Below are 21,141 nucleotides of genomic sequence, written 5' to 3' on the forward strand. Positions count from 1 at the left end.
CCCGCAACATGTGGTGCGTCGAATGGCGTTGGCGTTTGCCGCCGTCGTGCTGTTGGCGCCCATCATCCAGCCCTGGTACATCCTGTGGAAATGCGCCCCGTAGAGCGGGCGCATTTTTGGGGGACGGGCGCATTTTTCGCACCCTGGCCGTACGTTAGAGCGTGCCGACGGCGATCTTGAGCATGCGGCGCAGCGGCTCGGCGGCACCCCAGAGGAGCTGGTCGCCCACGGTGAACGCGCTGATGTATTCCGGGCCCATTTCCATCTTGCGGATGCGGCCCACGGGGATATCCAGTGTGCCCGATGCCGCCACAGGGGTCAGGTCCGCCATGGAGGCTTCCTTGGTGTTGGGAATGACCTTGGCCCACTCGTTGTCGTTGCCCAGCAGCGATTCGATCTCGGCCACGGACAGGTCCTCGCGCAGCTTGAGCGTGAGCGCCTGGGAGTGGGAGCGCATGGCGCCAATGCGTACGCAGAGGCCGTCCATGATGATCTGGTTTTCGGCGGAGGTGCCTAGAATCTTGTTGGTCTCGACCCCGGCCTTCCACTCTTCCTTGGACTGGCCATTGCCCAAATCGGCATCGATCCAGGGGATCAAGGAACCGGCCAGCGGCACGCCGAACTGCGAGGAGTCAACGCCCTCGCGCTGGTGGGCCAGGACCTTGCGGTCAATGTCCAAGATGGCCGACGCCGGGTTCTCCAGTTCGCTAGACACCTCGGAGTTGAGCGTGCCGAACTGGTTCAGGAGTTCGCGCATGTGGCGGGCGCCGCCGCCGGAAGCTGCCTGGTAGGTCATGGAGGTGCCCCACTCGACCAGGTTGTTTTTGAACAGCCCGCCCAAGCCCATGAGCATGCAGGAGACGGTGCAGTTGCCGCCGATGAAGTCCTTGGTGCCGTTGGCCAGACCGGCGTCGATGACGTCGCGGTTGACGGGGTCCAGCACAATGATGGAATCGTCGTTCATGCGCAGGGTGGAGGCGGCGTCCAGCCAGAGGCCGTCCCAGCCGCGCTTGCGCAAATCGGTGTGCACCTGGCTGGTGTAATCCCCGCCCTGGGCGGTGACAATAATGGGAAGTTTCGCCAACGTATCAATATCAAAGGCGTCTTCGAGCTTGCCGGCATCGCCAGCGCCTGTAATCACCGGGGCGTTGCCGCCGGCGTTCGAGGTGGAGAAGAAAACGGGGTTGATATCGCCGAAGTCGCCTTCGTCCTGCATTCGCTGCATCAGAACGGAACCGACCATGCCGCGCCAGCCGACAAGGCCGACGGAAGTAACATTGTTATTGGTCATGTTCCAAGTTTACGGGGGTAGGGCAAACTGACGGCAAATGCGTGTCATCTAATGAACATGTACGACGGCGTTTCGCGCCTCCGTGGAGGCCGGGGGCAGTGTTATTCGGCCGAAAATTCCGTCTCGCCCTTGGCCCACATGGTGATCCGGTACTCGGTGCCGTTCTTGGAGGTGTGCCAGCCCTGCAGCGGCGACGCCCCACGGAAGGTCCATTCCTGGCCCAGCCCCGGCGCCTGGGTATCGCCGGAAACGTCTGTATTGATGACTGTCACCACGGCCACATTGCAATGCTCGGCAGCCTGTTCAAAGATTTCCCCGCCACCAATGACCCACACCTCGTTGCCGCCGGGGGAGAGCTGCGCCTCAACGAGGGCTTCTTCCACCGAGTCAAGCACGACGGCGCCACTCGCCTCAGGAGTGGAACCCCACCCCTGCTGCCGGGTCACCACGATGTTGGTGCGCTCCGGAAGCGGACGGAACCTATCCGGGAACGATTCCCACGTTTTGCGCCCCATGACCACGGGGTGGCCTAGGGTGACGCGCTTGAAGTGAGCCATGTCCTCGGGCAGGTGCCAGGGCATGCCGCCCTCAGCCCCAATGACGCCTTGGTTGGTCTGCGCCCAGATCATGCCAACAATGGGCTGGGTAAAACGGTAAGTGGAGGGGGACTCGCTCATACTGCTATCGGCGCCTTAATCGAAGGGTGGTGCTGGTAATCGACCAGTTCAAAGTCTGCAAAATCGTAATCAAAGATCGAGTCAGGCTTGCGGGTGAAGCGCAGTTTTGGGTACGGGTACGGTTCCCGGGAAAGCTGCTCGGCAACCTGAGTCTGGTGATCGTCGTAGATGTGAACGTCGCCGCCGGTCCAAATGAACTCGCCGGGCTCCATGTCCAGTTGCTGCGCCATCATCATGGTCAGCAAAGCATAGGAGGCAATGTTGAACGGCACACCCAAGAAAGTATCCGCCGAGCGCTGGTACAGCTGGCAGCTGAGCTTGCCGCGGCCGTCCTCGGTGGGGGCAACATAGAACTGGAAGAAGGCGTGGCACGGCGGCAACGCCATGTTCTTCAACTCGCCAACATTCCAGGCCGAGACAATGTGACGGCGCGAATCCGGGTTGTCCCGCAGCGAGTCCATGACGGTGGAAATCTGGTCGATGTGCTCCCCGTCCGGCGTGGGCCACGAGCGCCACTGGACGCCATAGACGGGACCCAGCTCGCCGGCGTCGTCCGCCCACTCATTCCAAATCTTGACGCCGTTTTCCTGCAGCCAACGCACATTGGAATCACCGCGCAGGAACCACAACAGCTCCATGGCGACCGACTTGAAATGCACCCGCTTCGTGGTGATCAGCGGGAAACTCTCGCTCAGATCAAAGCGCAGCTGCCGGCCAAAGACACTGCGCGTGCCGGTGCCGGTGCGGTCTGACTTCGCGGTGCCGTTGGCCTGCACATCGCGCAGCATGTCTTCGTACGGGGTCAAAATAGTCACCGTGCAAGTCTACTTGTCCTGTGCAAGTCGCCCCCGCAGCAGGGAAATCAGCGTTTTGCCATCCAGCCCGGCTGCCTCACCCACAATAATCAGATGGTCGACGGCGGCCATCACCTCAACGGCATCACCCGTCGTCTCCGGTGGTGGAACGTGTCCAGACCCGGCGTCCGCCGGGCGAGCCTGCGCTAGTCGAGCCTGTCGAGACTCGCTTTTCGCAACCACAGTTCCTTGGCGCCGGTTGGTGATGACGATCCCTGCCGACTCGAGCTCCTTGTAGGCTCGGGCCACCGTGCCTGCGGCGACGCCAAGGTCGGCGGCCAAGGCGCGGACAGTCGGCAGGCGCGTACCGAGCGGGAGTTCACCGACGGCGATGAGCGAGGAGATCTGAGTCTGAATCTGTTCGTAGGGAGGAGTTCCCGTTTGCAGGTCAATGACAATCTGAGCGTCCATGGGCGCTACTTGTTCAGACTCGTGGTGCCCGTAGCGTTCGCTGCTGCTGGCATGAAATCGGCAGGTGTGAAGCCCCGTACCGGGTAGAAGCAGAGGGTAGCTGCCACCACAAGGCAGAACGCGCCGACCATCCCGAACTCAGAACTCGCTGACTCCCCGCCAAACGTTGGCTCCGTTCCTACGTTCAGTGAAGCGGCCGCCAAAAGTGCGAACAAGCCACCGCCCACTGTCCGGCAGATTCTAAACAAAGAGCGCCTGCGCAGCGTTCTATCCAGCAATTCCGACGCGTTGCTCAAGCTAGGGCTCCGAAGGACAACCGCTGCCGAAGCTACGCCTGCGCCCACGAGCGCCACGGCGCAGATAAGAGGAACCAAGAAGTGGGGTGTGGAGCTACCAAAGCTGGGCCAGTCGTACATGCCGCCCTTGTTGATGCTGCTCACCATGCTGAGCATAGGAACGAGACTGAGCCCACCAATAGCAATGGCGACAAGAAGAGTTGTGGGGACGGCAGCCTTGAGCTGGGTCCGGGTAGTGCCAGGTGTGGCGTAGTTTTTTCGTAACAAGAGTTCCAAGCCCAAGTGTGAGAGCAGCACGAAAACTAGGGCGAGAGTGAGTGGACCCAGCCAGCCAAACCAAGGGATCGTCAGCAGCCCAACAAGGAGACCAAGGGTGCCAGCAATAGGCGCCGTTACACCTGCCGCGTTGCTCAGTTTGGCCGCGGCGGGGCCGTCTCCTGCGGACGTCGCTACAGATCGGCCGGTGTTGAACAAAGCGTTGTATCCGGCGTCGTCGGTTTCAGAATCCAAGAACGGAGGCTTCCACAGGAGCATGGCGATCAGGACCACCATGTTGATGATGGCCAGCCAGTTTACCCAAGATGTCGCGGTAGAGTCCGGCGCGGGCTGCATCAAATAGTTGCCCGCAATGGCGCCAAGCCCTGAAGCCACCGTTGCTGAAACACGCAGCAAACGGTTCATGCCAATTGTGCGTAGGGTCTTGTTTTGCTCCGGAGTCAGATGCTCAAGAGATCTGCGTGAGGCAATCAGGCGCATGACCAACAGAGTGCCAGCGGCCAAGGCAACGAGCGCTACGGTCAATGACACTGCCAAAATATAGCCGGGTGCCCGGCCGTACTCGGTCTGGGAGGATTGACCGGTCTCACCGAGAATGACACTTTTGGCGGAGATGAGTCCGGGGGCGAAGAAGAGAAACGTCGTAATAGCTGCTGTCAGTGTGAAGATGCCGGCCACAGTCCAGCCCAGTGCTGGCTCAACGTAGTCGCGGGTCCGTCGAAACTCTAGGACGGCTATACGGCGGGGTGACTTTGGTGCGGGCCAGGTGGATTGACCGATGGTGTGGACCGCGAGTACCGCCACCACCGGGCCGAGGATGGCAAACCAGGGGATGGTGGACCAGTTGCTTGCGTAAAACTGGCCGGGATCGTAGATTCCCGCCCGGTTGGCTCCCGACAGGCTGCTGACGGCCCACGCGATCAGCCCGGTCCAATACGCATGCCTGCGGATGTACTCCAAGGATTTGGATTGCCCCTTAGTCCACACAAATACGCGCAGAATAAAGTAGGTCACGACGGCTATGCCGATGCCCGCGGTGCCCAAGACGATGAGCTTTTCCATCCAGTTGATACCAAACATCTTGCCCCCATAACCGATGAATCTTTGTACCGAGTGTACGGTACAAAGATTCATCGGTGCTAGTGGGTGCCGATGTCAGTCGTCGTAAGGTTTGTGCTGCTCCAGAGCCACGATCGTGCCCGGTTCATCCAAGGAGACGTGTGCAATGAGGACTTCGCCGGGGGACAGATGAGGGTCCTGTATCGGCAAGGATTTACGCATTTCTGCCGGCATATGCGTGGCCAAGGCTTTCAGTACGGTGGGCAGCACCGGTCGATGCGTACACAGGCCAGTGGCCGACGAGCGCGTCAGCAATTTTTCAACAACTGCTGTGACCTTTGCCGGGTGCCGGTTGTGATCGGCTTCCGTCAAACGCTGCACCACCTTGACCTTGGCTTTGGTGTGCTGAGCGTACGGGGAGATGGTGGAAATGCAGCGCATCCAGCCGCTGGTGTAGATGCGGTTTGGGTGCCAAGCCATAAGCAGCCGCTGTAAGTAGAGAGCCTGCCGCATGCCAGTTGCCGCCAGCGGTCGTTCACCTTCAGCCCGGGTCCACGCCGAACGCGGCTTTGCCTTGGCATGCCGAATAATCAGCAGCGGCCAGGTGCCCAGCCGGGAACGGTCGTAGGCGGACACCAGTGCTTCCAAAGGCTCCAGATCCGATGGGTTAGACAGGAGCTCACGGGCTTTGCTAGGACTGCACCAAAGGACCTCATTCACTTCCTTTCCGTCCGGGAGCACCGGCATGTCACCGGCGGCGGCAGCCCAGTAGTGGACTTCCTTGCAGCCAGACTTGACGGCATAGCGAATGGAAGAAAGGGGAATGCCCAAGGTGATGGGCAGGCCCACCTCCTCAGACACTTCCCGGACAGCGCATTCGGGAAGGGTTTCGCCCTTGTCCAGCTTGCCCTTGGGCCAGGACCAATCGTCGTACCGCTGACGGTGGATCAGAAGCACTTCAAGTTTCTTCTTTTTAGTGCGCCAGCAGAGGGCGCCAGCTGCATAGATGGAAACAGCTGTGCCCTCATCCACCGGTTCATCGAGGTGTTCCTTGTTTCGCATTAACGGTGCTGTGCAGATCGCGAACGTGACCGGCTGGCCAGCAGCCAGGACTGGACATCGAGCAGCGGGTTTCCGTCAGCATCAAGGTGGTGACGTTTCCATTCGCCCTCATTATCCAGATGCCAGCTGGCCGTTGCCGGGTCGAGGTACCGGTTCATCAGTGAGTTCACTTCGGCAATGTCTTCACGGTTGGACAGCCTGACCAGAGCCTCGACGCGGCGGTCCAAGTTCCGGTGCATCATGTCGGCAGAACCAAAGTACACAATGCTGTTGTCGTCGCCGCCGCCGTTGGCGAAGGTGAACACCCGCGAGTGCTCCAGGAAACGGCCAAGCACCGAACGGACAGTGATGTTTTCACTGAGGCCGGGAACTCCGGGACGCAGCGAACAAATGCCGCGCACAATCACGCCAACCTCTACGCCAGCCTGCGAGGCACGGTAAAGGGAATCAATGATGGCTTCATCCACCATGGAGTTGACCTTGATGCGAACCTGCGCCGGTAGCCCGGCCTTCTTGTTCGCAATCTCGGCATCGATCAAGTCGATGAGACCGCTCCGCACGGAACGGGGGGCCACCAGCAACCTGTCGAAGGAGGTCTTGGGGGCGTAACCCGAGAGTTGGTTGAACAACTTGGATAGGTCCTCGCCCACCTGGTTATCCGCCGTCAGCAGCCCCAAATCCTCGTAGTACCTAGCCGTGCGGGGATGGTAGTTTCCGGTGCCGATGTGGCAGTAGCGGCGCAGTCCGTCCTGCTCCTGCCGGACCACCAGCGAGAGCTTGCAATGGGTCTTCAGCCCAACAATGCCGTAGACCACGTGCACGCCAGCCTGTTCCAGCTTGCGGGCCCATGAAATATTGGCCTGTTCATCAAAACGGGCCTTGATTTCTACCAATGCCAGAACCTGCTTGCCGGCCTCGGCGGCGTCCACCAAGGCATCAACAATAGGGGAGTCGCCGGAAGTCCTGTACAAGGTCTGCTTGATAGCGCGCACCTTGGGATCGGCCGCGGCCTGTTCCAAGAAGGCCTGCACTGATGTGGAGAAGGCGTCGTAAGGATGGTGCAGCAGAATGTCACGACGGCGCATGGCCGCAAAGACGTTAGCCGCTTTGGAGGTCTCTGACGCGTTCAGATCACGGGAGGTGTGGGCCACGTGCTTGGGGTAGCGCAGATCCGGCCGGTCAATTCCGCCAATGATGGACAAACCACGCAGATCCAACGGAGCTGGCAGGAAGTACACCTCCGACTCCTCAACATCGAGCTCTCTCACCAACAGCTCCAGGATGCTGGGGTTGATGTCGGTGGCAACTTCAAGGCGCACCGGCGGGCCGAACTTACGGCGAAGCAACTCCTTCTCCAGCGCCTGCAGGAGGTTCTCGGCGTCGTCCTCTTCAACTTCGAGGTCCTCATTGCGGGTCACCCGGAAGGTGTGGTGCTCAACAATCTCCATGCCAGGGAACAGCTGGTCAAGGTGCTGGGCAATGACCTCTTCCAGGGGGATGAAGCGGGCCACACGGCCTGGGACCGTGCCGGCGCGTGAACCGTCTAGGGAGACCAGACGGGGCAGCAGATCCGGCACCTTCAGACGAGCGAAGAGTTCCTTATCGCTGACAGGGTTACGCACCACAACGGCCAAGTTCAAGGACAATCCCGAAATGTACGGGAAGGGGTGTGCCGGATCCACCGCGAGCGGGGTGAGGATGGGGAACATCTTCTCGGCAAACATCTTCGAAAGCTGAACCTTGGAAGGGTCATCGAGCTCGTCCCAATGGACAAGGTGGATGTGTTCGTAGGCCAGTGCCGGACGGATCTGGCTGGCAAAGACATGCGCGTGCCGGGCATGAAGTTCATGGGCAGCGTCGCTGATCTGCTCCAACACCTCCATAGGACTGAGCCCAGCGGGGGACGGTACGGCCAAACCGGCGGCGATGCGGCGCTTCAAACCAGCCACCCGCACCATGAAGAACTCATCGAGGTTCGAGGCGAAGATGGACAAGAACGTGACGCGTTCCAGCAACTGCAGATCGGGATCTTCAGCCAATTCCAGAACCCGGGCGTTAAAGGCCAGCCAGCTCAGTTCCCGATCAAGGAAGCGGTCGGGGCTGACATGGCCTTCGGGGGCGAGGGAAGGCTCGAATTCGGGAATCTCAATTCGATCCTGGGTAGCCCGAGCCGACGGGACTTCGCCAGCAATAAAGCGCTCCCGGCCCTGTGTGGCCATCGCATTGAGGGGGCCTTTATATTCGCGCTTCATCGATAAGTCCTCGTGGTTGGAGCTGGTGGAGTCAACATTACAAGTCTGGCTGCTACCGCAGGCGGGCTAAGCGGAGAGCGGGCCGTACATCACATCGGAGTCCCACTTGGTGAATCCCAGTTTGCGGTACAGCGACACTGCCGCTTCATTGTCAGCGTCAACGTAAAGCATAATTGCCCGCAGCCCGGCGTTTTGCAGATAATCCATACCTTGGCGTGTAAGGGTTTTGCCTAAACCCATGCCTTGGGCAGCCGGGGTGACACCCACAACGTAGACCTCGCCCATGGCAGCCTGCCCTGCACGAGCGGGATGAATTTTGGTCCAGTGGAAACCCAAAATTTCCCCGGTCTCGTTCACAGCGAGGAAGAATCCCTGCGGATCAAACCATGCTTCGGCCATGCGTGCCTGCAAATCAGCCAAGGTCAGCGAGCCCTGCTCGGGGTGGTGGGAAAAAGCTGCGGCGTTGGCGGCCAGCCAGGCGGCCTCGTCCTGATGCGGCACAAATGTCCGCAACGTCACGCCGTCGGGCACGTCATAATTAGTAGTGGTCACCGGTTCAGAGGACGACGGCGCCTGCCGGACCAGGCGCATACGCCACAGTTCGCGGATGGCGCGGTAGCCGTAGCTGGCGGCCAGATCTGCGGCCGCCTCATGATCGCCGTGAGACCAAGCCTTAATGCCTTGTAGCCCTCGGACCTCCACGAGTTTGTCCGCAAGTATTGCGCCAACACCGTCATTGCGGTAGGCGGGGTGAACCACAATTTCCAGAACACCCTCGCTGCCGTTCAGGACAACCACCGCAACCCCTGCCAGATCCTCCCCAACGGTGGGGGAAGCGTCCTCCGGGGCATAGGTGAGCAAGGTCAGGACACTGTGGGGGCCAGCGGTGGTGGACTTCAGTTCCACCAAGGTTTGTTCTGAGAACGGCGGGTTGCCATCGGCATCCTCGGCAGCGGCAATCACGGTCTGGATTTCCTGCAACAGCTCGTGCCCGGGGGCACCTGTGATTACTGTCACCGGCCAGCTATCAGTCTTTGCGGGGCTCATGCTCACAGCCTAGTGTGCGCGGCTGGGGTATTGCGAGACTGGGTGCTGGATAACGTGTCGAAGAGCCCTCTTGCTCGTGTGCTGGTCAGCGTGTGCCGGTTGCTCGTGTAGCGGTTGGGTGGACCGTGCTGCTTGCCTAGGTTGCACAGCGGATGTTTGAGTTTGCGCGGTGATAGCGAGCTGGCATAGAGTTTGAGGGCAGCAGGGACTCCTGGCACAACGTAACACGCCTGTTCCGACTGCAAACTGGGGGGATGCACCAGTGGGGTGTCCTCGATACGTTCGAACCGTATGTCCTCCACGCGAAGAAGAAGGTCCGCAACCGAAATGGTTGCGGGCCTTCTTCGTTAACCCGCTAGCCCGTACCCGGGATCGCCATCCTCAAGTCGCCATCCTCGAATCGACACATAAGGCCCCGAAAATACGATTAAAAGGGCCATATCTGGAAACTCGAGTGCGGCCAAGCGCTCCGTAACCCCGCCAGCGGGCTGGCTGCTAACCGCTCACCCACGGATAACTTTGGAGCATCATCGCGGGGTGTTGGGAGTCCGCTTAGGCTTCCGCATCGGCCTCTGCCATGGAATCCTCTAGTTTGCGGAAATCGCTCAGCCGGTATCCAACATTGCGGACGGTGCTGATGAGGCTTTCATGTTCACTGCCGAGCTTGGCTCGTAGTCGACGCACGTGCACGTCCACTGTGCGGGTGCCGCCGTAGTAGTCGTAGCCCCACACCTCGTTAAGGAGCTGGGCGCGGGTGAAGACCCTCCCTGGGTGCTGGGCCAGGTACTTCAGTAGCTCGAATTCCTTGTACGTCAGGTTCAGTGCGGCCCCGTGCACTCGGGCTGTGTAGCTGTCCTCATCGATGACGATGCCGGCGGCGTGAATTTCTTGATTGCCTTCCAGTTCGGTGCTGGCCATCTTGGTGAGCACCAGCCGGATGCGGGCTTCCACCTCGGCTGGACCGGCAGAGTCCAGAACCACATCGTCGGCTGCCCAAGCCGCGGTTACAACGGCCATGCCGCCTTCGGTGAGGACCAGGAGCAAGGGAATGCTGACGCCGGTGGCCCGGAGTAGCTGGCATAGGGAGCGGGAGCCGGCGAGGTCCGTGCGAGCATCAACCATGATGAGTTCGCAGGGCCGCGCATCAAGCAGTGCAGTGGGCACAGCTGGCAGAATGTGGATCTCGTGGCTGAGTAGTTCAAGCGCAGGCAAAACGTCCACGGACGTGCCGTGGTTGTTGGTCAGCAGCAGAATCTGCGACATATCTCCCTAACAAAGTGCATGAACCGCGCATCTTTGAGCGTAGGACCACCTGCAAAGCCCATCGGGAGCATCCGCAAGAAACTAAAACCCTCCGCGACTGGGTTGCTCCACAGTGTACCGGCAGAATAAGGCAGGATTGGTGTGTGAAGTCATCAACAGCCGGACTAATTGGAATCGTTGCCTTGGCACTGCTTGTCGGTGGGCACTATCTCGGCCTTGCCTACACAGTGGGAGTCAGCATGGCACTGGCCGCTATCTTTGGGTATGGCTGGCCCCACTATCTGGGGATCCCGGCCAAAAAAACTTTGGGCACCGTCATCGCCCTTACTGGTGTCTTGGCGGCCCTGACTGCCGGACTTGCTGAAGGCCGGGACTACCTGGCCTGGTCCGCCATTTACATTGCAGTGGGCTTCGGAGCCATCATGGTGGTGCAACTAATCCGGGGCACTGGCCAGAAGCACCGACTGGAATCTACCCTGGGTGCAGGAGCCGGCGTGGCAATAGCTGGGTTCGCCTGCGGATGGGTAGCCTCCTTCAGGTTCCTGGGGGAACCGGGTATGACCCTCATTGTTGCCATAAGTGCAGCAGTAGCGCTCCTTGCGGGGATGCTTCCTTGGCCGGACCGTGTCAATGCGCCCTTGGCCATTGTTCTGGCAGTGTTGGCCGGACCGCTCGCAGCGCTGCCGTTCTCAGATGTGCGAATTGTGCCAGCCGCCGTGCTGGCCGCGGTGGTGGCTTCTGTTATTGCCGCATTCAGGCGGCTGCGAACACTTGCCGGGCCGCTGGGTGCCAGTGCCGCTGAGAAGCTTGTGGCAGAGGAAACTAGCGTTGAGAAGCTCACTGCAGAAGCCGCAACAGTCGACGCCGCAACTGTCGACCCCACAGATGTCACCACCGCTGCCTCCGAAGTCGCCACAGCTGAACTCTCTGATGCCAACGACTCAGTTAGCGCTTCAGCTGGAGCTTCGGTTAGCGCGCCGGTTAGCGCGCCAGCCAGCGCTCCGAGGCGGACCATCGGTCTGGCGGCTGCTGCAGCCGCTGCGGCACTGGCCCCCATCTTGTCCATTGGGGCGATGGTGTATTTCCTTGAAAAAATCCTCCTGTCCTAGCCTCCTGTCCTTGGCGCGCTACTCAAGGGTTTTGTGCTCGATAAGAAGGCCTCGGGCGGTGCTGTGACGGCACCGTGAGAAGAACCGCGAAGAACATTGTAGGATGGCATCATGAGCGTACTTGCCTTGGAAATTTTCTTTATTTGCCTGTTAGCGTTGGCCGGCGTGGCCATGGCTTGGTTTGCCGGTCTGGTGGTGTGGCGCCTGTTCAGGGGCCAGCAGTAATCCGCCATGGCTATTGAAATCCCAACGGATCTCACTCCGGAACTAGTGCCACTTTCTTGGCTGCTGGGCACGTGGAAGGGCGCCGGACGTCTTGGCGCCGGTGAAGAAGACTCAGAGCACTTCACCCAAACCGTGACCTTCAGCTCCAACGGGCTGCCGTATCTACAGTACTTGGCCGAGTCATGGCTGACGGATGAGCACGGCACGATTTTGCGACCCCTCTCCGTTGAATCTGGCTTCTGGCAGCTCGACCGCACCCTCAATGACGCCGATGGCGGCCCTGGTCTGATCCCGGCCGACATTGTCCCGGCTCTGCGCACAGCTGACGACGTCGAATCCCTTCGCAATGCTGACGGTGGCTTCGACATCATGGCCACCATTGTTCACCCCGGCGGCATCTCGGAGCTGTACTACGGAACCATCAAGGGCCCGCAGATCCAGCTCTCCACCGACGCCGTGATGCGCGGCGCGGGTGCCAAGAGTTACACCGCCGCCACCCGTATTTTTGGCCTTGTCAATGGCGGACTGTACTGGCGCTGGGATGTGGCTGCCCAGGGCAAGTCGCTGGCCGCGCACGCGTCGGCGGCCTTGCACAAGGTTCCCACTCAGGCCTGATTCTGGCTCACACCTGATCTTAAGTTCGACGGCGTACCCACTCACCGGCCGCTGTTGGCGCCCTCCTTCTGGAGGGATTTGTGTCGGCAGTTGTCGCTGGGTGGAATAGGCTCCCTAGAGAAGGCGTTGCACCGGTTATGAGCTATTTGAGTCCTTTGTTGAACCGTTCCGGCGCTGTGGCAGCAGGTGGCCTAGATGCCGGTGTTGCCTCCCACTATGGAGACCCCAACCGCGAGCAGCGCCTCTTGGCTGGGTATCTGGGGAAGGCTCCCACCGCCGTCGTAGATCTTTCCCACCGTGGCGTGGTGACGGTCAGTGGACCGGACCGACTTAGCTGGCTCAACACTCTTTCCTCTCAGGAAATGACAAGACTTGCCCCCAACGTTGGCACCGAATTGTTGTTGCTGACAGTACAAGGACGTGTCGAGTACGACGCCCGCGTGGTCGATGACGGCGAAACCACCTGGCTGATCGTGGAGACCGAGGAAGCCGCCCCGCTGGCCCAGTGGCTGAACTCGATGAAGTTCATGCTCCGCGTAGAAATCACAGACGTCTCCGCTGACTGGGCTGTGCTGGGATCAGTTGTGGCAGTTCCCGAGTGGTCGGATTTCACCGCGTGGGAAGATCCCTGGCCTCATGTTTCTGCCGGAGGATACAGCTATGCGGCCGTGCCCGATGCGGAGCATCCCGGACTGGAGCGCCCCTGGTTTGAGTATCTGATCCCGGCACCAGCTTTGGTGGAGACGGTGGGCCAACGCCCCTTGGCAGGAGTGTGGGCGGCAGAAGCCCTGCGGCTGGCCGCATGGCGTCCGCGCCGAGGCGCTGAGACGGATGAGAAAACCATTCCGCACGAGTTGGACCTGATGCGTACCGCAGTACACCTGAACAAGGGTTGCTACAAGGGCCAGGAAACCATCGCGCGCGTGCACAACCTGGGCAGACCTCCGCGCCGTTTGGTCTTCTTGCAACTGGATGGGTCCCTGCACACTCTCCCTGCCGTGGGAAGTGAAGTGCTCCTCGATGAGCGCGTGGTGGGCACTGTGACATCATCGGCCCAGCACTACGAAATGGGGCCCATTGCCTTGGCTCTTATCAAGCGTTCAGTGGATCCTGATGCCGTGCTGATCGTCAACGACGACGGCGAACAGTACCCGGCCAACCAGGAGCTCATAGTTGCTACGGATGCCGGTCAAGTCGTAGGCCGTCAAACCGGCTTCCTGCGGGCTCCGCGCTGATATATCCGGCAACACAAGACCACTAAGGCCCCTGTCGTTATGGCGACAGGGAGACTTGTGTCAGGTTATTCCACGTGGAATAATTCATGCGGAATAGTGAAAGAGAAGGCCAATGGCAAAGGCTACACAACTGACACCGCTGGGCATGTCCGCTCTGGGCCTACTCGTTGAGCGCCCCATGCACCCTTATGAGATGTATCAAGTCCTGATGCAGCGCCGTGAGGACAGGATAGTAAAGGTCCGTCCGGGCACGCTCTATCACGCAGTGGGCCGCTTGGCTGCTGCGGAACTGGTGGAGTCTATCGGGACCGAACGGGACGGCAATAGGCCCGAGAGGACCACGTACGCTATTTTGCCAGCGGGCAAGGTGGCCTTGGAAGAGCGTGTCAAAGAATTCCTGGCTACTCCGATCAATGAGTATCCGTGTTTCCCGCAGGCCTTGGACGAGGCACACAACCTGCCCGCCGACGTCGTGACTGATCTCCTAACGCAACGCCTAGCCGCTTTGACTGAGGAAGTGACTGCCATGGAGACCGGCGTCGGAGACGCATTGGCGAAAGATGTGGAGCCACGTTTTTTGATTGATCTTCATTACCAACAGGCCATGCTGAAGGCCGAAATTAAGTGGCTCCGCGAGCTCTGCTCAGATATTTCTGACGGAACACTGCCCTGGTGAACGTACCTCAACTGAAATTCTTCTAGATTTAAGGAACACCCATGGAAACCGTGGCAAAACCGTGGCCCGCATTATGGGCACTTGTTCTGGGGTTCTTCATGATCCTTGTGGATTCGACCATTGTTTCGGTGGCCAATCCCAAGATCATGGAGGGGCTCCACACAGACATCAACTCGGTCATCTGGGTCACGAGCGCCTACCTGCTGGCCTACGCCGTGCCGCTGCTGGTCACCGGGCGGTTGGGGGATAAGTACGGCCCCAAAAACCTTTACCTGGTTGGCTTGGTCGTGTTCACCCTGGCGTCACTGTGGTGCGGGTTCTCCGGTGATATAGGCACCTTGATTCTTGCCCGCGTGGTCCAGGGCCTGGGTGCCGCCATGATGACGCCGCAAACCATGGCGATCATCACCCGTATTTTCGCCCCTGACAAGCGCGGCCCCGCCATGGGGCTGTGGGGTGCCACTGCCGGTGTTGCCATGCTCGTTGGTCCCATCCTGGGCGGCGTCCTGGTCGACGGCCTGGGCTGGGAATGGATCTTCTTTGTCAACGTGCCCGTGGGCGTCATTGCCTTTGTTCTGGCATGGCGGCTGGTCCCGACGCTGAAGACGCACGACCACAAATTCGATCTGCTGGGTGTCGCGCTCAGTTCCGTGGGCCTGTTCCTGCTGGTCTTTGGGATCCAGGAAGGTGCCACTTACGACTGGGGCACCATCGCCGGGCCCATCAGCGTATGGGCCATGATCATCGCCGGCATCGTCTTCCTCGTCGCCTTTGTCTGGTGGCAGGCCATCAACAAGGGCGAGCCGCTAGTGCCGCTGCACCTGTTCAAGGTCCGCAACTTTTCCCTGGCCAACATCGCCATCACCACCATGGGCTTCAGCGTCACCGCCATGAGCCTGCCGCTGTTCTTCTATTATCAGCTGGTGCGCGGCATGACTCCGACGCAATCAGCACTCATGATGGTCCCCATGGCCTTGTTCTCGGGCGTCTTGGCGCCGTTTGTGGGCAAGCTGGTCGACGCCGTCAACCCGCGCTACGTGGCAACGACGGGGTTTGTGCTCATGTCGATTTCGCTGGCTTGGACGGCGTCACTCATGGGTCCGGACACCGCCATTTGGCTGTTCCTTCTTCCCAGCGGGCTCCTTGGTATTGCCAGTGCCGGGATTTGGGCGCCACTTTCGACGACGGCCACCCGCAACCTTGGGCCACGCGAGGCTGGCGCCGGGGCTGGCGTGTACAACACGACACGCCAAATTGGTTCGGTCCTGGGCAGTGCCGCGATTGCAGCCTTGATCGCCGCGCGGCTTGCTGCCGAAATGCCGGCGGGAGAGGCTGGCAGTGCCACAGGCGTTTCCGGGCAGCTGCCCGAGTTCCTGCATGCCGGGTTCTCCGCGGCCATGGCCCAATCGACGCTGCTGCCGGCCGCCGCGGTGCTGCTGGGCGCTGCCGTGGCAGTCTTCTTCGCCAAGCCCCGCGAAGTATCAGCTATTTATGCCGGGTTTGACGGTTCTGCAGAGAAATCCGGGTCAGCAGTCCGGCCACACTAAACCCCGCGGAAACTGCCAGCTGGTGGGCGGCGGCATTGTTGATATCAGCCCGCCACTGGACAATAAGCCCCGCGGCCAGGGCCTCGTGGGCCGCGATGCTGGTGGCCAAACGGCCCAGGCCCTGGCGCCGGGAGTCCGGTGCCACGAGGGTGCCAAGCTGGGCCACCAGCCCTTGGTACTCGGCGTAGGCGCTGCAGGCGAGGGGTCCGGCGTCGGGCTCTCCAGAATCCATCACCGTGAACTTGTGTTGCCTGTGGGTCAGGTCGACGTCGTTGACATCATCGGGCGGGCACAGCGACTCGAGTGCGGCAGCCTCGGCATCACCCGTGGAAACATGCACGGTGTGCTCGGGTTGGTGGAGTTCAAGATCATCGGCGTAGTACAGGGCCTGCGTGCCCAGTCCCCGCCCGCCGTCGAGCTTGGTCAGGCGCAGCATGGTGGAGTGATCGCTGAGTTCATCGTCGTCGTACTTCTCGGCTGCGGCCAGCAAATGGGGCGGGCCGGTGAGGATGGACTGGTCCCACAATCTCAGGAACGTCAGCTCATTCGATTCCACAGGGTGGGAGTGCCGGCCGTTGCGGAGCTCCGAAAGCAAGGAATCCTCCGGGAGATCCAGGCCCCGTTCCCAGGCCAGAAAAACAATGGGTGCGGAGTTCAGATCGAAGGTCATGCTTTAACGCTAACGCCCCGCAGCAAATTAATGCTGCGGGGCGTATTTTTTGCGCCAATAGGGTGGTTGTCCACCTGTTGGACAATCGCTGGAGTGTTTCCGGTACCACTCGAAGAAATTAATGTGAGCCAGCTCATAAATAGAGTGGCTTGATCGTAGTTCTAGAGTGGTGGAATTCCGAAAAGTAGGGTGGTTGCCACTCGCGTTTTAGTGACCCCCATCTCCCTAATGTTGGTACTGCGCAGCACCGCGCCGACAAACATTTCTCTGGGGGAGTTGTAATGCGTTCATCCACGCCTGTCCGACGCCGGCACCAAAGCCGGCCCAATGCTGGGACAGTGGGGACTCCCCTGAGGTTGCGCCTGGCCGCCGGGCTTTTGGGCCTGGCCCTGGTGGGAAGTCTGGGCGTTGGCTCCATGGTTTCCGCGCAGGCAGAGGAGCCCACTGCTGGTACAACTGCGTCAGCCGAGCCCGCAACCACCGAAACCCCGGCCGCAGTGGAACCGGGTGCTGACTCCGGCGTGCTGCTTGCACCGGAGAGCACGACTGAGGGTGCTGCACCTGCCGAAGACACAGTGCCCAGCGAAGAAGTGGCCACCACCGCTTCCGAACCCGCTGCAGTGGAAGGTCCCGCCGCAGAAGCTGGAGATAAGTCGGTGGCGGAGGTGCCTGCCGCGGAAGCACCCGACACAGAGGGTCCAGCTACGGAAGTGCCCACCGTCGAGCCATCCAGCGAAACGGCAGTGGAGGATCTCCCTGCCCCCAAGAGCAGGGCGCTTGCCCTGGCTGCACGCCTGGCAAACCCGCAGCTTCCCACCACGTGTGGCTTGTCCATTGCAATCGTGCTGGATTTGTCCAACTCCCTGGCCAATAGCGATGTCCTGGCCTCCAAGAATGCTGCCAAAGCTGTGGTCACTAGCTTGCGCGGAACCCCTTCATCCGTTGGTGTCTATACTTTCGCTACCTATGCTCCGGACCGAACGAATACGGCTACCGCCAAAACCTCCGTTTCAACAACCGCCGGCGCCACTTCCGTCAACAACAAGATTGACCAAATCAGCCGGGTCCCAGACAGCGTTGGCGGAACAAACTGGGATGCCGCCTTGCGACAGATCCCACAGGGCCAGTACGACATTGTCCTTTTTGTCACCGACGGCAACCCGACGGCATACGGGACACCCGGCACTAACAACAACAATTCCACCCCGTCGGACAATAGGGACTTCGGCTCGGGGTTTCAGGCCATTGACCTGTCCACGGCAGTGACTGCTGCAGACAATTTGAAGGCATCGGGCGCGTTCGTCATGGGGCTGGCGGTGGGAACTGGAATCAACCTGCAGAATATTCAGGCGATTTCAGGGAACCGCTCCGGAACCGATTATTTTCAGATCAGTAACTACGCCGATCTGACAGCCCAGCTTACCGAGATTGCGCTCAAGAATTGCCAGGGCACCGTCAGCATCGTGAAGCAGGTTCGCGATCTGTCCGGCACTCTCGCCCCCGCAGCCGGCTGGACCTTCAATAGCCGGGCCGCAGACCAAGTCACACCAAGCAGCGCAGTCACCGGAGCGGACGGCGCCGCAAACTTCAAGGCCAATGACCTGACGGCGGCTGGACGCACGCTCCAATTCACGGAAGTGCAGCAGACCGGCTATGTGCTGGAGACCCAAAACACTCGGAATGCCAAGTGTGTGAACAATGTGACGGGCCTCAATGTCCCGGTCACCAATTCCGGCGGACTTGGCTTCACCGTGGCCGTAAAAAGGGCTGACGCGATCAGCTGTGAAGTAATCAACGCAACGATACCGCCAGTACAAGTCACGGTAACCAAGACTTGGGTCAACGCCGTCGACGATGACACGGCAAGCTTCACCGCCAACACCCAGTCGGGAAGCTCTACGGCTCCTACTCCTACTAACGGCAACGTCATCACGGCCAGCTTCGCCCAGGGCACCACGGTCAATGTCGCCGAAGTGCTGGCATCCGCCAACAAGGGTGTCTATACCACTACGCTCAAGTGCACCAATGCTGCAGGTGCAACCGTGGGAACCGTGGAAGCAGATGGACTGAAGGGCTCCTTCACCCTCGGTGCCAGCAATGTCACCTGTGCCTTCACCAACACGAACACGGCAGCCACCGTTGTGGTGTCCAAGAACTGGATCGTAGACGGCAAACCGTACGACAACGGCGATCAGCCGGAGGGTATCTCCGCAGCACTCACCCTCACCGGGCCGGGCGCCGATGGAGCCACGGCAAAGGACTGGGACACAGTTCACAGCGGCTACTTCGCCGGCAACACCGTGACCATTGCGGAGACAACCACCTTCGCATCCGGAATGAAGTGTGAGCTTACCGGTTCGCAAGTGACCCTTGCCAACGGAACCACGACGTCGGACCCCGTCCCCCATGCGGCCACCCTGGCCGCCGGTGCCAACAGCTTCACCGTCACCAATACGGTCGAGTGCGCCACGGTGCTGACGCTGCTGAAGTTCATCGATGACAGCAACGGCGGGAGCCTGGTACCTGGCGATTTCACCCTGACGGCAACGCCGGACGGTGGTACAGCCCAGGCTGTTCAAGGTGAGGACACTGTGACTGCTGCAAACACGATGCGGGTGACTGCCAGTGCGAACCACACAGTCAGTGAGTCCAGCACGCTCAATCTCGCGTACCTGCAGCTGAGCCTGCAGCGCTACACCGGCACCTTCAACACGGATGGCAGCCTTGCCGATGCCGAAGCCTGGGAAGATGCCGCCGCGACGAACGTATCCGTCGCGACCGGCCACCACGAGGTTTACCGCTTCGTCAATGCCAGCGTCCCGACCATGACACTTCCGCTGACCGGCGGCACCGGTTCAATCGCCTACCTGATGGTTGGCGGCGGCATCCTGTTGCTGGCGTTGCTGGTGACGGCCTGGATTTTGGTCAGGAGGGGCAAAGCAAACCGCGCATGACCTGGGGGTCGGCAAGCAATGCCGCCACTGAACCACAATTTTTCACTGATCATCATTCTTAATTGATAGGAAACAACACATGTCCACTGTAAGGAACCCGTTCAAGCGGCGCATCACGGCAGGGATCGGCATTGCCGCTCTGGCCACTGCAGCCCTCTTCGGCAGCATGCTCCCGGCCAGCGCCGCCGACACCGGCAACATCGACACCAACGCGCCGAAGTCATTGACCATCCATAAGTATGAGCAGCCTGATGTGAAGGGCACCTCCCCGGACGGCAACAAGCTCCCCGATGCAGCCACCAGCGGCCTGACGGCACTGGCAGATGTTGAATTCACAATCCAGAAGGTGACCAACATTGACTTGGACACCAACGAAGGATGGGCAGCCACGGTTGGCCTGACCCCTGCAGACGTGGATCCGGCGAATCTCGGTACGGCAGTCCCCGGCCTCACCGGCCCCGATGGGGTCCTCACCTTCGGCAACCTCGATCAGGCCGTCTACCTGGTCACGGAGACCAACCCTGGGCCCAACAACATCGCCTTCGCCGCCCAGCCGTTCCTGGTGACGCTGCCGCTGCCCAACAAAACGGACAGCACCTGGATCTACAACGTCCACGTGTACCCTAAGAACTCACTGGCCTCGATCACCAAGACTGTTGACGACTCTGCAGGCCAAGGCCTCGGATCTGACGTCACCTGGAACATTGCCGCGAAGGTGCCCAACGCATCCGAGGGCAACCTGCTGACCCAGTTCGCCATCTCGGATAAGCTCGATCACCGATTGGCATACAAGAGTGAGACGGTAACCCTTGCCGGCGGCACCGTGGTGACCGCACCGACCGACTACACAGTCGATACGTCCACCGTTCCCGGCACCGTGACCTACACCTTTACTCCTGACGGCCTGGCCAAGCTCACCCCCGGTGACACGGTGAAGGTTGACCTGGTCACGACGGTCGTTTCACTCGGTGAGACCTCCGGCATCATCACGAACGATGCAACAGTCTTCATCAACGGTAGTGAGACCACCTCCGACACGGCAGAGACCCACTGGGGCGATGTGACCATCCACAAGGTTGCCGCCAATGACACCGGCAAGTTCCTGCAGGGTGCCGAGTTCAAGGTCTACCCGACCAAGGCAGACGCCGAGGCAAACACCAACGCCATCTCCGTCACCTCGAACGGCACCGCCAACAGCGTCTTCACATCAGATGCAAACGGAGTCGTCAACATTGCCGGCCTGAAGGCGAAGCATAATGGAACCGGTGAAGACATTACCTACTGGCTCGTTGAGACCAAGGCTCCCGCCGGCTACAACATCGCCTCTGATGTGAGCGCAGCAAACCCGAAGTCGTTCACGGTCGACAGCGACCTGACAACTGACATTGCCATCACAGTCAAGAACCCGCAGACCCCGCCGTTCACGCTCCCGCTTACGGGTGGCCCCGGCACTGTGGCCTTCATGATCGTCGGCCTCGGACTGTTGTCCATCGCTGGTGGCGTAGCCATCCGCAAGCGCAGCACCCGCCGCGCGGTCCAGGCCTAGTTACAATCCGTTGTGCCCTGGCGGGAGACGCACATGTGCGTCTCCCGCCAGGGCACTCGATTTCAGGAGTCCACCG

General features: G+C 60.4%; 17 protein-coding genes. 7 read left to right on the forward strand and 10 right to left on the reverse strand.

What is annotated here, in order from left to right:
• Positions 1-154: 154 nt before the first annotated feature.
• The 9 genes from asd to AB0O97_RS18775 form a co-directional block, all read right to left on the reverse strand.
• On the reverse strand, positions 155-1,291 hold the full coding sequence (gene asd / locus AB0O97_RS18735) for an aspartate-semialdehyde dehydrogenase (RefSeq protein WP_363884721.1): 1,137 nt from the start codon (positions 1,289-1,291) through the stop codon (positions 155-157).
• 101 nt (positions 1,292-1,392) lie between these two features.
• Entirely contained in the window at positions 1,393-1,968 is a 576-nt protein-coding gene (locus tag AB0O97_RS18740; RefSeq protein WP_363884723.1) for a dihydrofolate reductase, read from the reverse strand.
• Complete coding sequence (locus AB0O97_RS18745; protein WP_363884724.1) at positions 1,965-2,783, reverse strand: thymidylate synthase; 819 nt, start codon at positions 2,781-2,783, stop codon at positions 1,965-1,967. The genes AB0O97_RS18740 and AB0O97_RS18745 overlap by 4 nt, the downstream gene beginning before the upstream one ends.
• A gap of 9 nt (positions 2,784-2,792) precedes the next feature.
• A complete protein-coding gene (locus AB0O97_RS18750) occupies positions 2,793-3,233 on the reverse strand; it encodes a GntR family transcriptional regulator (RefSeq protein WP_363884726.1) in 441 nt (146 codons plus the stop codon).
• Between the two features lie 5 nt (positions 3,234-3,238).
• Positions 3,239-4,885 (reverse strand): hypothetical protein, encoded by a 1,647-nt coding sequence (locus AB0O97_RS18755; RefSeq protein ID WP_363884728.1) that lies wholly within the window; start codon positions 4,883-4,885, stop codon positions 3,239-3,241.
• Between the two features lie 75 nt (positions 4,886-4,960).
• Positions 4,961-5,926, reverse strand: coding sequence for an NUDIX hydrolase (locus AB0O97_RS18760; protein WP_363884730.1), 966 nt, complete (start codon positions 5,924-5,926; stop codon positions 4,961-4,963).
• On the reverse strand, positions 5,926-8,145 hold the full coding sequence (locus AB0O97_RS18765; protein WP_363843514.1) for an RNA degradosome polyphosphate kinase: 2,220 nt from the start codon (positions 8,143-8,145) through the stop codon (positions 5,926-5,928). The genes AB0O97_RS18760 and AB0O97_RS18765 overlap by 1 nt, the downstream gene beginning before the upstream one ends.
• A 99-nt stretch (positions 8,146-8,244) precedes the next feature.
• Positions 8,245-9,225: a mycothiol synthase gene (gene mshD, locus AB0O97_RS18770; protein ID WP_363843222.1), complete on the reverse strand. Its 981-nt coding sequence runs from the start codon at positions 9,223-9,225 to the stop codon at positions 8,245-8,247.
• Positions 9,226-9,777: 552 nt separating this feature from the next.
• Complete coding sequence (locus tag AB0O97_RS18775) at positions 9,778-10,488, reverse strand: response regulator transcription factor (protein ID WP_363884731.1); 711 nt, start codon at positions 10,486-10,488, stop codon at positions 9,778-9,780.
• A gap of 143 nt (positions 10,489-10,631) precedes the next feature.
• On the opposite strand from AB0O97_RS18775, the gene AB0O97_RS18780 reads away from it, so the two are divergent.
• The 5 genes from AB0O97_RS18780 to AB0O97_RS18800 all read left to right on the forward strand — a co-directional run bounded on the left by AB0O97_RS18780 (position 10,632) and on the right by AB0O97_RS18800 (position 15,895).
• Positions 10,632-11,597, forward strand: coding sequence for a hypothetical protein (locus AB0O97_RS18780; protein ID WP_363884732.1), 966 nt, complete (start codon positions 10,632-10,634; stop codon positions 11,595-11,597).
• A gap of 231 nt (positions 11,598-11,828) precedes the next feature.
• On the forward strand, positions 11,829-12,437 hold the full coding sequence (locus AB0O97_RS18785; RefSeq protein WP_363843231.1) for an FABP family protein: 609 nt from the start codon (positions 11,829-11,831) through the stop codon (positions 12,435-12,437).
• 137 nt (positions 12,438-12,574) lie between these two features.
• Complete coding sequence (locus AB0O97_RS18790; protein WP_363843234.1) at positions 12,575-13,672, forward strand: glycine cleavage T C-terminal barrel domain-containing protein; 1,098 nt, start codon at positions 12,575-12,577, stop codon at positions 13,670-13,672.
• A 112-nt stretch (positions 13,673-13,784) separates the two neighbouring features.
• The gene (locus AB0O97_RS18795) at positions 13,785-14,348 is read left to right on the forward strand and encodes a PadR family transcriptional regulator (protein ID WP_363843237.1); all 564 of its coding nucleotides are present in this window, start codon (positions 13,785-13,787) and stop codon (positions 14,346-14,348) included.
• A 41-nt stretch (positions 14,349-14,389) separates the two neighbouring features.
• Positions 14,390-15,895, forward strand: a complete 1,506-nt coding sequence (locus AB0O97_RS18800; RefSeq protein WP_363843240.1) for a DHA2 family efflux MFS transporter permease subunit — start codon at positions 14,390-14,392, stop codon at positions 15,893-15,895.
• On the opposite strand, the gene AB0O97_RS18805 is transcribed toward AB0O97_RS18800, so the two are convergent.
• Positions 15,834-16,565 carry a GNAT family N-acetyltransferase gene (locus AB0O97_RS18805; protein WP_363884734.1) on the reverse strand — a complete coding sequence of 244 codons (732 nt, stop codon included), beginning with the start codon at positions 16,563-16,565 and terminating at the stop codon, positions 15,834-15,836. The genes AB0O97_RS18800 and AB0O97_RS18805 overlap by 62 nt on opposite strands.
• Before the next feature lie 338 nt (positions 16,566-16,903).
• On the opposite strand from AB0O97_RS18805, the gene AB0O97_RS18810 reads away from it, so the two are divergent.
• Positions 16,904-19,519, forward strand: coding sequence for an LPXTG cell wall anchor domain-containing protein (locus AB0O97_RS18810; protein ID WP_363884736.1), 2,616 nt, complete (start codon positions 16,904-16,906; stop codon positions 19,517-19,519).
• Between the two features lie 79 nt (positions 19,520-19,598).
• Positions 19,599-21,065 (forward strand): SpaH/EbpB family LPXTG-anchored major pilin, encoded by a 1,467-nt coding sequence (locus AB0O97_RS18815; protein ID WP_363884738.1) that lies wholly within the window; start codon positions 19,599-19,601, stop codon positions 21,063-21,065.
• Positions 21,066-21,141: the final 76 nt, after the last annotated feature.

The sequence above is a fragment of the Specibacter sp. NPDC078692 genome (assembly GCF_040686835.1).
Taxonomy (GTDB): Bacteria; Actinomycetota; Actinomycetes; order Actinomycetales; family Micrococcaceae; genus Specibacter.

What these genes read in the sequence shown, in the direction of transcription:
- AB0O97_RS18765 (WP_363843514.1), bottom strand. Translation starts at nt 8,145, where the DNA reads ATGGCCACACAGGGCCGGGAGCGCTTTATTGCTGGCGAAGTCCCGTCG.
- AB0O97_RS18760 (WP_363884730.1), bottom strand. Translation starts at nt 5,926, where the DNA reads ATGCGAAACAAGGAACACCTCGATGAACCGGTGGATGAGGGCACAGCT.
- asd (WP_363884721.1), bottom strand. Translation starts at nt 1,291, where the DNA reads ATGACCAATAACAATGTTACTTCCGTCGGCCTTGTCGGCTGGCGCGGC.
- mshD (WP_363843222.1), bottom strand. Translation starts at nt 9,225, where the DNA reads ATGAGCCCCGCAAAGACTGATAGCTGGCCGGTGACAGTAATCACAGGT.
- AB0O97_RS18755 (WP_363884728.1), bottom strand. Translation starts at nt 4,885, where the DNA reads ATGTTTGGTATCAACTGGATGGAAAAGCTCATCGTCTTGGGCACCGCG.
- AB0O97_RS18785 (WP_363843231.1), top strand. Translation starts at nt 11,829, where the DNA reads ATGGCTATTGAAATCCCAACGGATCTCACTCCGGAACTAGTGCCACTT.
- AB0O97_RS18805 (WP_363884734.1), bottom strand. Translation starts at nt 16,565, where the DNA reads ATGACCTTCGATCTGAACTCCGCACCCATTGTTTTTCTGGCCTGGGAA.
- AB0O97_RS18790 (WP_363843234.1), top strand. Translation starts at nt 12,575, where the DNA reads ATGAGCTATTTGAGTCCTTTGTTGAACCGTTCCGGCGCTGTGGCAGCA.
- AB0O97_RS18795 (WP_363843237.1), top strand. Translation starts at nt 13,785, where the DNA reads ATGGCAAAGGCTACACAACTGACACCGCTGGGCATGTCCGCTCTGGGC.
- AB0O97_RS18740 (WP_363884723.1), bottom strand. Translation starts at nt 1,968, where the DNA reads ATGAGCGAGTCCCCCTCCACTTACCGTTTTACCCAGCCCATTGTTGGC.
- AB0O97_RS18800 (WP_363843240.1), top strand. Translation starts at nt 14,390, where the DNA reads ATGGAAACCGTGGCAAAACCGTGGCCCGCATTATGGGCACTTGTTCTG.
- AB0O97_RS18775 (WP_363884731.1), bottom strand. Translation starts at nt 10,488, where the DNA reads ATGTCGCAGATTCTGCTGCTGACCAACAACCACGGCACGTCCGTGGAC.
- AB0O97_RS18750 (WP_363884726.1), bottom strand. Translation starts at nt 3,233, where the DNA reads ATGGACGCTCAGATTGTCATTGACCTGCAAACGGGAACTCCTCCCTAC.
- AB0O97_RS18815 (WP_363884738.1), top strand. Translation starts at nt 19,599, where the DNA reads ATGTCCACTGTAAGGAACCCGTTCAAGCGGCGCATCACGGCAGGGATC.